Source organism: Ruegeria sp. H3 (assembly GCF_056533095.1).
The window spans coordinates 1-13,392 of the sequence record NZ_JBQFOD010000012.1 but is presented as its reverse complement, the minus strand read 5'-3'; the positions used below and the strand labels follow the sequence as shown (position 1 = coordinate 13,392).

The 13,392-nt window shown below is 55.6% G+C and carries 14 protein-coding genes; 6 read left to right on the top strand and 8 right to left on the bottom strand.

What is annotated here, in order from left to right:
- Positions 1-2: 2 nt before the first annotated feature.
- The 3 genes from ACR0JE_RS14430 to ACR0JE_RS14420 are packed head-to-tail and all read right to left on the bottom strand — an operon-like array spanning position 3 to position 3,441.
- Positions 3-1,607: a 5-guanidino-2-oxopentanoate decarboxylase gene (locus tag ACR0JE_RS14430; protein WP_480864658.1), complete on the bottom strand. Its 1,605-nt coding sequence runs from the start codon at positions 1,605-1,607 to the stop codon at positions 3-5.
- Positions 1,604-2,788 (bottom strand): pyridoxal phosphate-dependent aminotransferase, encoded by a 1,185-nt coding sequence (locus ACR0JE_RS14425; RefSeq protein WP_480548345.1) that lies wholly within the window; start codon positions 2,786-2,788, stop codon positions 1,604-1,606. The genes ACR0JE_RS14430 and ACR0JE_RS14425 overlap by 4 nt, the downstream gene beginning before the upstream one ends.
- The gene (locus ACR0JE_RS14420; protein ID WP_480864657.1) at positions 2,785-3,441 is read right to left on the bottom strand and encodes a TetR/AcrR family transcriptional regulator; all 657 of its coding nucleotides are present in this window, start codon (positions 3,439-3,441) and stop codon (positions 2,785-2,787) included. Before ACR0JE_RS14420 ends, ACR0JE_RS14425 begins: the two co-directional genes overlap by 4 nt.
- A gap of 77 nt (positions 3,442-3,518) precedes the next feature.
- Here ACR0JE_RS14420 and ACR0JE_RS14415 point away from each other — a divergent pair, with 77 nt between their 5' ends.
- From ACR0JE_RS14415 to ACR0JE_RS14400, 4 genes are read left to right on the top strand one after another with little or no spacing between them, the layout of a single operon-like run.
- Entirely contained in the window at positions 3,519-4,316 is a 798-nt protein-coding gene (locus ACR0JE_RS14415) for an ABC transporter ATP-binding protein (protein WP_480864656.1), read from the top strand.
- A 41-nt stretch (positions 4,317-4,357) separates the two neighbouring features.
- On the top strand, positions 4,358-5,122 hold the full coding sequence (locus ACR0JE_RS14410; protein WP_480543767.1) for a transporter substrate-binding domain-containing protein: 765 nt from the start codon (positions 4,358-4,360) through the stop codon (positions 5,120-5,122).
- A 9-nt stretch (positions 5,123-5,131) separates the two neighbouring features.
- Positions 5,132-5,884: an ABC transporter permease gene (locus ACR0JE_RS14405; protein ID WP_480864655.1), complete on the top strand. Its 753-nt coding sequence runs from the start codon at positions 5,132-5,134 to the stop codon at positions 5,882-5,884.
- Entirely contained in the window at positions 5,881-6,672 is a 792-nt protein-coding gene (locus ACR0JE_RS14400) for an ABC transporter permease (protein ID WP_480864654.1), read from the top strand. Before ACR0JE_RS14405 ends, ACR0JE_RS14400 begins: the two co-directional genes overlap by 4 nt.
- Positions 6,673-7,045: 373 nt before the next feature.
- Here ACR0JE_RS14400 and pqqE read toward each other — a convergent pair whose 3' ends face one another.
- Genes pqqE through pqqA form a run of 5 tightly spaced genes read right to left on the bottom strand, consistent with a single transcriptional unit; the run spans position 7,046 to position 10,152 of the window.
- On the bottom strand, positions 7,046-8,125 hold the full coding sequence (gene pqqE, locus ACR0JE_RS14395) for a pyrroloquinoline quinone biosynthesis protein PqqE (protein ID WP_480864653.1): 1,080 nt from the start codon (positions 8,123-8,125) through the stop codon (positions 7,046-7,048).
- Positions 8,122-8,409, bottom strand: a complete 288-nt coding sequence (pqqD, locus tag ACR0JE_RS14390; protein ID WP_480864652.1) for a pyrroloquinoline quinone biosynthesis peptide chaperone PqqD — start codon at positions 8,407-8,409, stop codon at positions 8,122-8,124. The genes pqqE and pqqD overlap by 4 nt, the downstream gene beginning before the upstream one ends.
- Positions 8,406-9,134, bottom strand: coding sequence for a pyrroloquinoline-quinone synthase PqqC (gene pqqC, locus ACR0JE_RS14385; RefSeq protein ID WP_480864651.1), 729 nt, complete (start codon positions 9,132-9,134; stop codon positions 8,406-8,408). Before pqqC ends, pqqD begins: the two co-directional genes overlap by 4 nt.
- Positions 9,131-10,018, bottom strand: coding sequence for a pyrroloquinoline quinone biosynthesis protein PqqB (gene pqqB, locus ACR0JE_RS14380; protein ID WP_480864650.1), 888 nt, complete (start codon positions 10,016-10,018; stop codon positions 9,131-9,133). The genes pqqC and pqqB overlap by 4 nt, the downstream gene beginning before the upstream one ends.
- Positions 10,019-10,044: 26 nt before the next feature.
- Entirely contained in the window at positions 10,045-10,152 is a 108-nt protein-coding gene (gene pqqA / locus ACR0JE_RS14375) for a pyrroloquinoline quinone precursor peptide PqqA (RefSeq protein ID WP_170537497.1), read from the bottom strand.
- Positions 10,153-10,370: 218 nt separating this feature from the next.
- Here pqqA and ACR0JE_RS14370 point away from each other — a divergent pair, with 218 nt between their 5' ends.
- Positions 10,371-12,416 (top strand): 4Fe-4S binding protein, encoded by a 2,046-nt coding sequence (locus ACR0JE_RS14370; protein WP_480864649.1) that lies wholly within the window; start codon positions 10,371-10,373, stop codon positions 12,414-12,416.
- Positions 12,413-13,300: an FAD:protein FMN transferase gene (locus tag ACR0JE_RS14365; RefSeq protein ID WP_480826963.1), complete on the top strand. Its 888-nt coding sequence runs from the start codon at positions 12,413-12,415 to the stop codon at positions 13,298-13,300. Before ACR0JE_RS14370 ends, ACR0JE_RS14365 begins: the two co-directional genes overlap by 4 nt.
- Positions 13,301-13,392: the final 92 nt, after the last annotated feature.

Below are 13,392 nucleotides of genomic sequence, written 5' to 3'. Positions count from 1 at the left end.
TTTCACTCTTTCTGAGGTTCGAATTTCAGAGCGGTGACTTCGATCATGACCGGCCCATCCGTGGCGACTGCGTCGCGCAAGGCCTGCCCGACAGCGCTGGGTTCAGCGGGAATCGAAGTGAATGGAATGCCAAATGACTTGGCCGTGGCGGCGAAATCTGGGGGCGAGGGATCACACCCTATTACGGTCACTCCTACATCCTGCATTGATGTGGCGATTTCGCGATATCCGTGGTTGTTCCAGATCACGAACGTGATGGGCAGGTTTTCATCGACTGCTGCCATAACTTCGGGCAATGAAAACTGCGCGCCGCCATCGCCGGCAATGCAGATTACTCGGGCTGTTGGATCGGCGATTGATGCGCCGATGGCTGCGGGTATCCCATAGCCGAGCGCGCCGTACCCCGTCGCTGCATTGAACCAGCCACCAGCCCGGTCGTGATCGTAGAAAAGATTACCGGCATAAATTGGTTGTGTAGAGTCCCCGACCATCAGCGTGTTCGGGGCCGCCGCGCGCATCGCATTCAGGATTTCCACCTGATGGCGATAATCGGGGCCAACTTCTGTCCAGGCGGCGTCGCGTGCGTTGCTGGCACGTTCTGCACCATCGCATTGCTTTGCATCCAGTGGCAAAGCCTCAAGCAGCTTTGGCACAACCACGTTAACATCACCCTGAATGGCAAGGGTTGCTTCGTGTCGGGCCAGTTGATCGCTACACCGATCAACTCGGATCAGGTTTGGCAGTTTCGCATACTCACCCGTGTCGTACATATCGTAGTCCGTTGGCCCCAGCTCAGTTCCCAAAGCAAGCACCCAATCGGCGCTTTCTATCAGTGCGCGTACCGCGTTCAGGCTCGGGCTTGCTGGAACGGTCAGAGGATGCCCATGCATCAAACCGCGCGCGTTGACAGTTTGGACCACGGGCGCATCCAGCGCTTCGGCCAAAGCTTGCAGTCCGGCCCCAACACGTTTCGCACCGCCACCTGCCAAAATGACAGTTTGCTTCGCTTCAGCCAGTTGCGTTGCGGCTTGTGTGATCAAAGCCGGGTTAACCGGCGGCTCTGGATCGAGCGTCGCGAGAGGCGTTTCCTGATATTCAGCCGCAGCGATATCCAACGGAACCTCGATATGCACCGGTCCAGGGCGGCCGTTTGCGAGGTTGTGAAAAACGCGGCTCAAGGTCGGGTCCAGAGCCGTGGTTTCGGAGACTTGTTCCGACATTAGTGCAACTGTTTTGGATAGCTCCAGTTGATCGGGCAATTCATGCAGATGCCCCAAGCCCTTGCCGAGCGATGCGGTTTTGTTCACGCCAGACACCACCAACATTGGTACTGAATCGCCGCGTGCCTGCGCCATCGGCGTTAGCGTATTTGTCAATCCGGGGCCGGTAATCACGAAGGCGACACCCGGTTTGCCAGACACGCGGGCATAGCCATCAGCCATGAAACCTGCACCCTGTTCGTGCCGAGGCGTAACATGGCGAATGCCCGAGGCCGCAAGCCCGCGGTACAGCTCAACCGTGTGAACGCCTGGAATTCCGAAAACGCAGGTCACATTCCTTTGGCGAAGTTTCGAAACCAGAGCTTCGCCGATTGTCATTTTGCTCATGCAACCTCGCGTGATTTGCTGTTGGCGTGATCGATGATGCGAGAGATTGCGGTGGTAAAATCTGTGTCGTTGATCGTCAGTGCGACACGCACCCAGTTCTTCAAGCTGTCCCCAAAGGCGGAACCCGGCATCACAGCGACCCCGGCTTGCAACAGATCCCAGGCATAAGTTTCACCATCTAGCCCGGTGGCTGAGACGTTGATGAGGGCGAACATTCCTGCCTCGGGGCGGTGAACCGTCAGATCCGTTTCCGCTTCAAGACGATCGGCCAAAAGGGTTGCGCGCTTGAAGAAGCGGGTGGTCATTCCGTGGGCAACATCAGACCCGTCGCGGATTGCCTTTTCGGTCATATCCGCAATGAAAGGCTGATTGCCAAAGAGCATGGTCTCGGAATACGGCAGCAGCGCTTCGCAAAATGCTGCGGGTCCAACACACCAACCACTGCGGAACCCCGGTGCGGCATGTGATTTCGAGATGGAGGACACGCCTATGACCCGATCCGCCAGTTCCGGATTCGCTAAAGGTGAAACAAACCGGGCACCATCAAAGACTAGTTCTTCATAAACCTCGTCCGAGATGATCCATAAATCATGGGCAATTGCGAGTTTCCCGATCTCGGCAATTTCCGTCGCGGTCAGGATTGCACCCGTCGGGTTGTGCGGCGTGGTTAGAAGAATGGCACGGCTGCGCGGAGAAATCCGCGCTGCGATATCTTTGGCCTGCATGCGAAACCCGTGCTCAGGATGCAGCGGAACGGGCACCATTTCCGCCCCTGAGGCGCGTATGACCCCTTCGTAGGTCGCATACATCGGGTCGCCAATCAGAACTTCATCACCTGCCTCAGCAACCCCAGCCATCGCTGTGAATAGGGCGGTTTGTGTCCCGGGGAAGCACAGAAAGTTCTCGGGCCCAAAAGCTCGCCCGCGCGAGGCTGTATAGCGCGCAGAAAGCGCGTCAAGCAGCCCAGCTTCACCGCGTCCGTTGGAATATCCTGTCCGCTGCGCACGTAGCGAGGTCACTGTGGCTTCGACCAAAGCTTCGGACACGGGAACATCCGGTTCGCCGATCGTCATCTCAACGATATCCGCTCCGGCTTTGATAAGTTCGCGCGCTTTTAGATGGACGCCCCATTTGGCACCCCCCAAACCCGCCAATCGTTCGGTCACTGACGTGGTCTTCATGGCTGTTTTACCTCTTTGGTCAAAGGAATACCGACGATGGCGCTGACAGAATCCAGCCCGATCTGCGCCAACTGGCCTTCAAAAAATGCATCCGGAAGCGCTCCTCCTTCCAACCAGAGGCCGTCGATCACCGCGTTACAGGCAATGGCCAGTTGCGTTGCTTCTGATGCTGCGACTGTGCGCCCGGTTTCTTGCAATGCGGCGACGATCAACTTCTCGAGGTGATCCCGGAAATAGTTATAGGTTTGCTGGTGGATGCGCTGCATTTTCGGATCACGCTGCACCTTGTTCAGGAAGCCGGCCCATAAGGCCACAGCGCTTGTGTTAATGATTGGTGGCCGCAACGATGCGTCAACGAAGTTGGTTAACCGAGAGACTGCGCTGCCCTGACCCGACGAAGCAGCCGTCTGATCGGTCAGCGTGTTCATGTGGTGCTCATATGCCGCCTGAACCAGCTCTTCCTTCGTCGAAAAATAGTGACGGATTAAACCTTGGGTCACGTTCGCGCGGGCTGCAATCTCACGCACAGTAGCACCCCGAACACCCATCTCGGCGATCAGGTCCAATGTCGCCAGGATCAGCGCCTCGCGCCGAACTTCAGCAGACTCACGTGTAAATTTTCGGCTGTCGTCCTGCACGTCCCGGTCATCCATGGCATCGAGTTATTATACACTTGCATAATTGCGAGATTCGGGGCTTACTGCAAGTCGAAATCAGAAGATTCTTGGATATGGACACAGCCAAAGCAACATCATCCACACTCGAAGCAACCGCGACGAACGAGGCAATAAAGGTTGAAGACCTTCATAAATCCTTCGGTACGCTGGAGGTTTTGAAAGGTGTGTCGCTAACAGCCAACAAGGGGGATGTCGTTGCGATCATCGGGGGATCGGGCTCTGGTAAATCCACCATGCTGCGCTGCATCAATTTCTTAGAAACGCCGAGTTCGGGAAAGATCACCATAGGTAGCGAACTGGTTGAGATGCATACCGATGGCAGCCCGTCGAACTGCCGCCAGATCGAGCGTATCCGAACGCGGTTGGCGATGGTGTTTCAGCAGTTCAATCTGTGGACACATCGCACGCTATTAGAGAACGTAATCGAAGTGCCGGTGCATGTGCTAAAGATACCAAAGTCAGAGGCCATTGCGCGGGCGCATGAACTGCTGGAAAGGGTAGGGCTCGGCGACAAGGCCGATACTTATCCAGCCTATCTGTCAGGTGGCCAGCAACAGCGCGCTGCCATTGCACGCGCGCTTGCGGTCGATCCGTCTGTCATGCTGTTTGACGAGCCCACCTCGGCGCTTGATCCCGAACTGGTCGGCGAGGTTTTGACCGTGATCCGTGATCTGGCCGCCGAAGGGCGCACCATGCTGCTTGTCACCCATGAAATGAAGTTTGCGCGCGAAGTCGCAAACCACGTTGTCTATCTTTTCGAAGGCCGCATTGAAGAGCAGGGGCCACCTGCCGAGGTCTTTGGGAACCCAAAATCAGAACGGTTGAAGCAATTCCTCAGCTCGGTCGCCTGATCCAGTCAAAACTAACGAATGAATCAACAGGGAGTAACAAAATGAACGTCAAGAAACTGCTCGCATCCGGGCTTGCCGCCGCCATTCTTTCGGCTGGTGTCGCCAGTGCCGAAGAGGTCAAGATCGGCATCGCAGCTGAGCCTTACCCGCCATTCGCGTCGCTGGACAGCTCAGGTAACTGGGTTGGCTGGGAGATCGACGTTATCAACGCCGTCTGTGTTGCGGCCGAGCTTGACTGTGTGATCACACCCGTCGCTTGGGATGGTATCATCCCATCGCTGACCGGTCAGCAGATCGATGCGATCATGGCGTCGATGTCGATCACCGAGGAACGCTTGAAGACCATTGATTTCAGCGATCCTTACTACAACACACCTGCCGTCATCGTCGCGGATAAATCGATGGATATCGAAGCAACCCCCGAATCGCTGGCGGGAAAAATTGTTGGCATTCAGGCTTCGACCATCCACCAGGCTTATGCGCAGGAATATTTCAAGGATTCCGAACTGCGCGTCTACCAAACCCAGGATGAGGCCAATCAGGATCTGTTCGCAGGCCGCATTGATGCCACACAGGCCGACAGCATCGCGATGGCTGACTTTGTAAACTCGGATGCCGGCGCCTGCTGCGAAATCAAAGGTGCCGTTGCAGACGATCCGGCCATTCTGGGCCGCGGTGTGGGTGCTGGCGTCCGCAAGGGTCAGGACGACCTGCTTGCGGCGCTGAATAAGGGCATCGCGGCAATTCTGGCCGATGGCACGCACGAGGAAATCACGTCGAACTATTTCTCGGCCAGCATCTACTAAGCTGCCGCTGTGACCGAACTGTTGGACTCACTTGGATTGACGCAGAGCGCAGAGCTTCTGTCGCTGTCGCCACCGGGGTGGGGGGCCAATCTGCTGCGCGGATTGTCCCACTCATTGCAGATCGCCCTTGGTGCATATGCGCTGGGCCTGGTGATCGGCTTGTTCGGAGCTTATGGCAAACTTTATGGCGGGAAGGTCACGCGCGATCTTCTCGCCATTTACACGACGGTCATCCGGGCCGTACCGGAACTGGTTCTGATCCTGATCCTGTACTACGTGGGATCGGATATCATCAATAAAATCTCTGCTGCCATGGGTGGTGGCCGGGTCGAGGTTAGCGGCGTTGGCGCAGGCATATGGGTACTGGGCGTCGTTCAGGGTGCATACGCGACCGAAATTCTGCGCGGTGCCATTCAGGCGGTTCCACCCGGTCAGATCGAAGCTGCTAAATCCTACGGGATGCCTGCCTTCATGACCATGCGGCGTGTGACAATCCCTGCGATGATGAGCTTTGCGGTGCCGGGTCTGGCCAACCTGTGGCTGATTGCGACCAAAGACACGGCACTGCTTGCTGTTGTGGGTTTCAACGAGTTGACGCTGGAGACCCGACAAGCTGCCAGCAGCACGCGCGCCTATTTCACTTTTTTTCTGGCGGCGGGTTTTCTCTATCTCATGGTCACGCTGTTTTCCGGCGGTATCTTCGCCCGGATTGAGAAATGGGCGCGTCGCGGCCAACCCTCTCTGACGGGAGGGAGCAGATGATCGATTTCAGATCGCTGATGCAACCACACCGCATCGTGATGATGCTAGTCTTCGTCGGGATCGTCATATGGTGCGCCGTATCGCTGCAGTGGGACTGGATCCCGAAATACGCCCCACTGGCCCTTCAGGGTATTTGGACGACAATCTGGCTGTTGGTCGTCACCGTTGTTCTTGGTTTCCTGCTTGCGGTTCCGCTTGGGTTGGCACAGGCGGTTGGGCCCTGGTATCTTGCCGCCCCTGCCAAGGCATTTTGTACCATCATCCGCGGCACGCCACTGCTGTTGCAGCTTTGGTTGTTATATTATGGGCTGGGCTCGCTCTTCCCGCAGTTTCCGTGGATACGGTCTTCAGAACTATGGCCCTATCTACGGCAGGCATGGCCTTATGCAGTGCTGGCGTTGACGTTGTCCTATGCGGGTTATGAAGGTGAAGTCATGCGGGGCGCGTTCAAGGGCGTTGCCAAGGGGCAGCTTGAGGCCGCCAAATCTTTTGGCATGCCACGGCTTACCATGTTCCGCCGTATCTGGTTGCCGCAGGCGATCCGCAGTGTTCTTCCAACATTGGGTGGTGAAACCATCCTTCAGTTGAAAGCAACCCCCTTGGTCGCCACTATCACCGTTGTCGATATCTACGCGGTCTCTTCACGTGTGCGTTCTGATACTTTCATCATCTATGAGCCGCTCCTTCTATTGGCTGTATTCTATATTCTGGTCGCGGGTATGATTGCATTGGCGTTCCACTGGTTGGAGGTCCGAGTTCTGGGAACCGGAAAGCGAAGTACGTCTTGATTTTGACCTAGCGAGGGATAGGGGACAGTTGCGTATAACTCTTGCCGTGATCCTGTTGGCCCTGCCTATGTGTTAGCTGTTGTCCTGAACGGGTGGCGAATTGCTGAACGTCACATGTGTCAGCCATCGCGTTTGCAAACGACTTGAATCAAGAAGTTTCGCAGAATTTCTTCGGCGTTCGTCTGGCCAGCGTTCACGGGGCAGGCGGTCCTATCGACCAGATGCCCGAGCCCGCTTTGGTGTCAAAGGCAGCGAGCGGTAAGACGCATTAGTATATAAACTCAAAGGTCAAAAAAGTGCACACCGTGCCACCATCGACCGGCTTTTGCTGTCGCGATGCATGACATCTTAAGCGACAGAATGGGGCTTGAGCTTATATTTTTCGGTAGACCAGACTGGTGTCCGACGAGATTGGAAGTTGATCCAGAACCGATGCAACCTGGGCATGCATAGGTGACTTCTGGCATACTGGATCAGTCGCGGCGGCATCACCAGACAGTGCAAGCGCTTGACAACGACACCCACCTAAATCCAACTCTTTGCGTTCGCAACTCTGACAGGGTTCCGGTAGCCAATCGGTTCCACGGAAAATGTTGAAAGACTCGCTTTGGTACCAGATTTCTCTAAGGCTTTTTTCTCGTACTGTGTCGAACTGAATGTGTTTGATCGTCTGGGCTGCATGACATGGTAAAACGGTACCATTGGGCGTGACGTTCAAGCCAGTTGAACCCCAACCGCCCATACAGGCTTTGGGATAGTCCGAGTAGTAGTCCGGAGGTACAAAATCGAAAGCAAGAATCCCTTTGAGGCGCTGTGCGGCTGCTGCGACCGTATTCTTTACCACTTGGGTTTGTTCACGGGTTGGTAGCAACGCAGAGCGATTTTCCAAGGCCCATCCGTGAAATTGGACGCAAGCCACTTCTAGTCGGCGCGCCCCGAGCTCGACGGCCATTTCAATAGTGCGATCCAAATCATCCAGATTTTGACGGTGCATAACAGCATTCAAGGTCAAGGGAATACCCCGTGCGCGGACCTCTTTTGCGAAGGCCATCTTGCGGTCAAACCCTCCGCGATACCCGCCGATCCGATCTGCCAGTTCCGCGTTGGTGCCTTGCAGCGAGAGTTGGATATGATCCAGACCTGCAGCCTCAAGATGATCCAACCGTTTGGGTGTTAGACCAATGCCCGAGGTAATCAGGTTGGTGTAGAGGCCGGTGGCGGCGGCGGCTTCCGTCAACTCTTCCAGATCACGGCGCGATGCGGGCTCACCACCAGACAGATGCAGCTGCAACACGCCCATGTCGTAGGCCTGTTGGAACACGTCTTTCCATGCGTTGGTTTCCAGTTCGGTTTCTTTGCGCTCTAGCTCGATTGGGTTGCTGCAGTAGGGACAGCTGAGCGGGCAGCGATGGGTCAACTCGGCCAAGAGGGCAATAGGTGCTTGAACACTCATGTTTGCACCATCAGGTACAATCGGCTGCGAAGCGTTTGAAGAAACTGTTGCACATCCTGAGCGATTTGATCCGCGGGTGCGTTATAGGTATCGGCCAGCTCCGCAATGATCTGATCTAAACTGGCTGCGCCATTGATCCGGTTCAGGATCGCAACGCCGATTTCATCCAGCTCGATCACCTTCTCCGGGGCCATCAGCACTGTGCGGTTGCGAACCTTGTCGTGTTGAACCCGCACGCCGCGTGGCAGATAGGGGCGATCTTGGGGGCGTAGCTTAAGTGTCATGTCAAGCCTTCCCCTGGCTGCCAAGACCCGGGGGGGATCAGGCCGGGTTCGACATAGGCGCACCAAAGCGCATCAAGCTGAGCCCAAAGGACATTGGTTTTGAAAAGCAGCGCTTCACAGGCCATGTCTTCTTTTTCAGGCGTGTCGGCGTGATCGAGCACCCAGTTCAGACCGAAGGCGACGTCCTTGGGTGCTTGAGTGAGGCGTTTCTGGAAATAGGACAAGCTATCTGGATTGGCGAAGTCGTAGTGCGCCAAAAGTCCCTCAATCCGTTGCTCGTGGATTTTTGGTGCAAACAACTCTGTTAGTGAGGACGCAACCGCCTGTAGAAGCGGTATTTCGCGAACATAGTGTACATAGGCATCCACTGCGAACTGGGTCGCCGGGAGGATACCTTGGCCGGACGCAACATAGTCAGGGTCTAGTCCCACCGCCTCGGCGAGCTTCAGCCACCTTCGGATACCACCGCCCTCGTCAACGCCACCGTCGTGATCTTCGATCCGTGACCGCCACTCGCGTCGGATATCGGGATCGGTACAACGCGACATAAACGCAGCGTCTTTCATCGGAATGGCTGCCTGATACGCCCATCGATTTATAACCCAGGCCCGTACCTGATCGGGTGTGCACTGCCCGCTATGAAGCCGATGGTGAAACGGGTGTTTATCATGGTAGCGTTCAGCGCCGATTTGGCGCAGGCGAGCTTCCAGCGTTTCGCGGCTCATATCGTGATCTCCTGCCCGTCATAAGCAATGGACCAGCCTGCGTTCTCGACAAAAGTCCGTTCCGGCCCGCCGGGTTGCAGCATCGGGTTGGTGTTGTTGATATGTATGAACGTCTTGGCTGCCGAGATGTCTTTGAGCAACGCGATTGACCCATCAGGTCCGCTGACCGAGATATGGCCCATGCGTTGCCCGGTTTTGACACCCGTTCCCGTGCGGATCATCTCATCATCGTCCCAAAGCGTACCGTCAAAGAAAAGCTGATCCCCGTCTGCGATCTGGGACAATAGGTCTGGCGTCACCTGCGCACACCCGGGGATGTAGTAGGCGACCTTGCCGCCTGCGCTAAGCCTTACACCAACTGTTTGTTCCCCGATCAGATCGGTTTGCACTGTGTCACCTTCCATGAACAAAGGTACCTTACCCGGTACGGCAAACAATCGCGCGTGCAGCCCGTTCTGAAGATCGAAGTCTTGTTCCAAAACAATCCGTTTGCGATCTACTTTCGCCCGGTTCACCGCGTCGAAAATCCGGTTGTTGGAAAGCACTTCCAGAATGTCACCGGTCGCAAACAGGGTGAACGGGGTTTGTTCACGCAGGCTGAGTAAACCTGCAATATGGTCAATATCGCCATTGGTCAGCAAAACTGAGACGACCGGTGTATCGCGCAATGACCGGGGGTGCATTTTGGGATTGTCCAGCATTTGCTGGCGAATGTCTGGTGAGGCATTAAGAATGCTCCAATGCTCACCATCTTGCGATACTGCCAATGAAGATTGGCCGGAAGGCGGGATAAGCCCGTTACGGGCATCCTCACAGTTCCGGCAACCACAATTCCACTGCGGCAGTCCACCGCCTGCAGAAGCCCCAAGAACCAGAAAATGCACTTTGGGCCTCCGCTGAGATCAGATGATCAAAACAGGTCGCGTTCGTGCTCGCGGCCTTCATCCTCGGAGGGAGAGTACATGTTGATCTCCATTCCGCAGTTCACTTCTTTCAGCTTCGGTGTGCTCCAAGTCATGATGTCTCCTCCCATGAACAGCTAGTGTTTCCTCAAAACCTACAGTTCGCGCACTCCGTCGAAAATGGTGCTTTGGTCGTAGGGATAGTCGAAGTCTCAAGGTTCGGGCAATTCACGTCAATAGCCTTAGGGTCGTAGATACCTAGCCTAGGACTTTCGTCGAATGTCATGTCAAAGGGTGGAAAGTTAGTCTTTCGCCCATGCGCGTACTTCAGAGTATGTTGGTGTTCCTTCTTGGCAGCCTTTCGGCTTTGGCCGAGCCTTTGCCACGAGAACAGATTGAACCCTACGTACGGGCTCCGATGTCGCTGGGTGAGGCGTTAAACGAAGATGGCGTCTACAGTTTGTTGAACTCGGGTGGCGCTGAGGTGGGATATGTATTTGAATCCGAACCTTTAGCACCATTGCCGGGCTTTTCAGGGGCGCCGATCAACCTGCTTGTTGTTCTGGATCTTGAAGGTCGGTTTCTGGATGTCCAACTGATCGAACACAATGAGCCGATCTTTGTCTCGGGCCTCGGAGAGGCGCCATTTCACAAGTTTTTTGAACAATATGGCGGGCTGTCGATTTCGGATTCGATCGTAGTTGGCACGCCCTATGGCGATGGCGCTTCGGGGTCGTCTTTGGTGTATTTGGACGGGGTCACAAAAGCGACAGCCAGCGTTCGGATCGCGCATGAATCGGTTATGGGTGCTGCTTTGGCCGTTGCGCGAGAGAAGATGAAGGGCTTGGCAACGGCGCCGCCAGCCTTTCCGAAACCCGACTACGAAGAGGATTTGACCTGGCAGGACCTGGTCGACCAAGGTATCGCGACACGCAAAGTGATCACCAATGCTGAAGTCGACGCCCTGTTCAAAAGCACCTTGTGGGAGGATGACGACCCCGAAGCAAAGGATTATCCGGAAGACCCATATCTTGATCTCTGGATTGTGGATCTCGGTCCCAAATCCATTGCTCGCGCAGCTTTGTCTGAAGATAGCTTTAAAGAGCTGCAGAATTTTATGGAAATCTCAGACAATGACGAACCGATCCTGCTGATTGAAACAGCTCGCCATGGATTGGTCAGCGATGAATTTGTGCGCAACACTGCACCGGACTGGATTGCTGCAGAACAAGGCGGGCTTCCGGTCGCATTGCGCGATGCAGATCTGCTGGTCGAGCTTTCAGACAATATGCCCGATGGGGTTGCCATGATCTTGCGCACGGATCGAAGGTTGGGTTTTGATCCCGCAAGCGAATGGGTGCTGAAGGTTCTGGCGGTGCGCGAACATGGCATGTTTCAACCCGAAACAGGCTCGGTGACACTAGAGGTACCTCACAGCACGCCCGAACGGTTTTTTGACAGGCCAGTACAGGTCAAACCAGCGCCGCCCTGGCTGGAAGCGCTGCGGAACCGCCAGGCTGATATGATCGTATTGGGGGTTTTCCTGACCGGGCTCGTCGGCGTTTTAGGTCTGCGGATGAACGCGTTTGCGGCTCGACCGCTGTTTACCCCGTTGCGTCTTGGGGTTCTTGCCATTGTCACAGGTTTCATCGGCTGGTGGGGGCAGGGTCAGCTGTCAATCGTTACGGTTCTGGGGTCTCTGCGCACCGCCTTGGAAGGCGGAAGCTTTGCGTTTCTGCTCTACGATCCCTTCTCGCTTTTGGTTTGGGCGGTCGCACTTGCTGGCCTCGTGGCGTGGGGCAGGGGGCTTTTTTGCGGTTGGCTTTGCCCGTTTGGCGCGCTTCAGGAATTTTCCCATCACCTTGGTAAGGCGTTACGAATCCCGCAGATCGAACCTTCTCCCAGATGGGACAATCGGTTGAAATGGCTGAAATACGCCATTCTCCTGGCGCTTATTGCCGTCGTTTTCTTCGCCCCGGATCAGATTGACAAAGCAGCCGAAGTTGAACCGTTCAAAACCGCGATCACAACCTTCTTCATCCGCGAGTGGTACTATGCGGCCTACGCGATATTCTGGCTGGTGCTGAGCATGGTGCTCTTCAAGGGGTTCTGTCGCTACGTTTGCCCCTTGGGGGCCTTTATGGCGATCGGAGGATTGCTGCGCGGTCGAAACTGGATCGAACGCCGCACGGAATGCGGTTCACCTTGTCAGCTATGCAAAGTCAAATGCAAATACGGTGCGATCCGGAAAACCGGTGAAATCCAGTATGACGAATGCTTTCAGTGTCTTGACTGTGTCGCCATTCATGATGACCAAAGCCGCTGTGTTCCGCTGATCATCGCAGCGCGGCGCCAGAGCCGAGGGGTAGCTGCGCGATGATGAACCGACGCCGCTTTCTGGCCATTTCAGCCGCTGCCCTTGCGACCCCGGCACAGGCACGTCCCATTCATTGGCAAGGCTATGCCTTGGGGGCCGAGGTTCACCTGACCCTCGAAGGTGATCCCGACTTAGCTCAGAACGCGATTGTGCATGTGCGATCCATACTTGAGCGGTGTGAGACGCTCTTCAGCCTTTACCGTCCGGATTCGACTTTAGCACAGCTGAATCGTACTGGATTTCTGAGCGACCCTGACCCGGATTTTCATGCTCTGCTTGTGGTCAGCGACACCGCTTACAAACTGACCGGAGGATTTTTTGATCCGACGGTTCAGCCGCTTTGGACGGCCCGCACCTCGCAAGAGATCAAAGTAGCACAGCGGCTCGTTGGTTGGGATCGGGTGCGCATCTCCCGGTCCCGCATTCAGTTGGATCAGGGCCAGTCACTGACCTTGAACGGTATAGCTCAAGGTTACGCCACAGATCTTGTTGCACGCGCATTGCGTCAAGCCGGGTGGACAAAGGTTCTGGTCAATGTTGGAGAGTTCCATGCCGGTGGCCGCACTTGGACTCTTGGTGTCTCCGACCCGATGCATGGTTTGGTTGAAACAATCCAACTGCAGGATCGCGCAGTTGCAACGTCCAGCCCAACAGTATCTCAGTCTCGATCAGGTGGTCCACACATCCTGGACCCAAATGGCGCTCGCGCACCGCAATGGTCCACGGTGAGTGTACAGTCGTCGAACGCAACGATTGCGGATGCCTTGTCGACGGCCTTCTGTTGCGCGAACAAAGCAGAGATTCGTACGGTTCTCTCTCGAACCGATGATGAAACCACAGCTCTTTGTGTGAACCGAAACGGCACTGTAAAAACTCTGACCGGATAGAAAAAAGCCCCGGTTTTGACCGGGGCTTTTGTTTCTTCGGCTGCCCCCCTTAGCTACAAGCTTGGACGGCGCGTTTGGTCATGACGGAGACC

What these genes read in the sequence shown, in the direction of transcription:
- ACR0JE_RS14430 (WP_480864658.1), bottom strand. Translation starts at nt 1,607, where the DNA reads ATGAGCAAAATGACAATCGGCGAAGCTCTGGTTTCGAAACTTCGCCAA.
- ACR0JE_RS14425 (WP_480548345.1), bottom strand. Translation starts at nt 2,788, where the DNA reads ATGAAGACCACGTCAGTGACCGAACGATTGGCGGGTTTGGGGGGTGCC.
- ACR0JE_RS14420 (WP_480864657.1), bottom strand. Translation starts at nt 3,441, where the DNA reads ATGGATGACCGGGACGTGCAGGACGACAGCCGAAAATTTACACGTGAG.
- ACR0JE_RS14415 (WP_480864656.1), top strand. Translation starts at nt 3,519, where the DNA reads ATGGACACAGCCAAAGCAACATCATCCACACTCGAAGCAACCGCGACG.
- ACR0JE_RS14410 (WP_480543767.1), top strand. Translation starts at nt 4,358, where the DNA reads ATGAACGTCAAGAAACTGCTCGCATCCGGGCTTGCCGCCGCCATTCTT.
- ACR0JE_RS14400 (WP_480864654.1), top strand. Translation starts at nt 5,881, where the DNA reads ATGATCGATTTCAGATCGCTGATGCAACCACACCGCATCGTGATGATG.
- pqqE (WP_480864653.1), bottom strand. Translation starts at nt 8,125, where the DNA reads ATGAGTGTTCAAGCACCTATTGCCCTCTTGGCCGAGTTGACCCATCGC.
- pqqD (WP_480864652.1), bottom strand. Translation starts at nt 8,409, where the DNA reads ATGACACTTAAGCTACGCCCCCAAGATCGCCCCTATCTGCCACGCGGC.
- pqqC (WP_480864651.1), bottom strand. Translation starts at nt 9,134, where the DNA reads ATGAGCCGCGAAACGCTGGAAGCTCGCCTGCGCCAAATCGGCGCTGAA.
- pqqA (WP_170537497.1), bottom strand. Translation starts at nt 10,152, where the DNA reads ATGACTTGGAGCACACCGAAGCTGAAAGAAGTGAACTGCGGAATGGAG.
- ACR0JE_RS14370 (WP_480864649.1), top strand. Translation starts at nt 10,371, where the DNA reads ATGTTGGTGTTCCTTCTTGGCAGCCTTTCGGCTTTGGCCGAGCCTTTG.
- ACR0JE_RS14365 (WP_480826963.1), top strand. Translation starts at nt 12,413, where the DNA reads ATGATGAACCGACGCCGCTTTCTGGCCATTTCAGCCGCTGCCCTTGCG.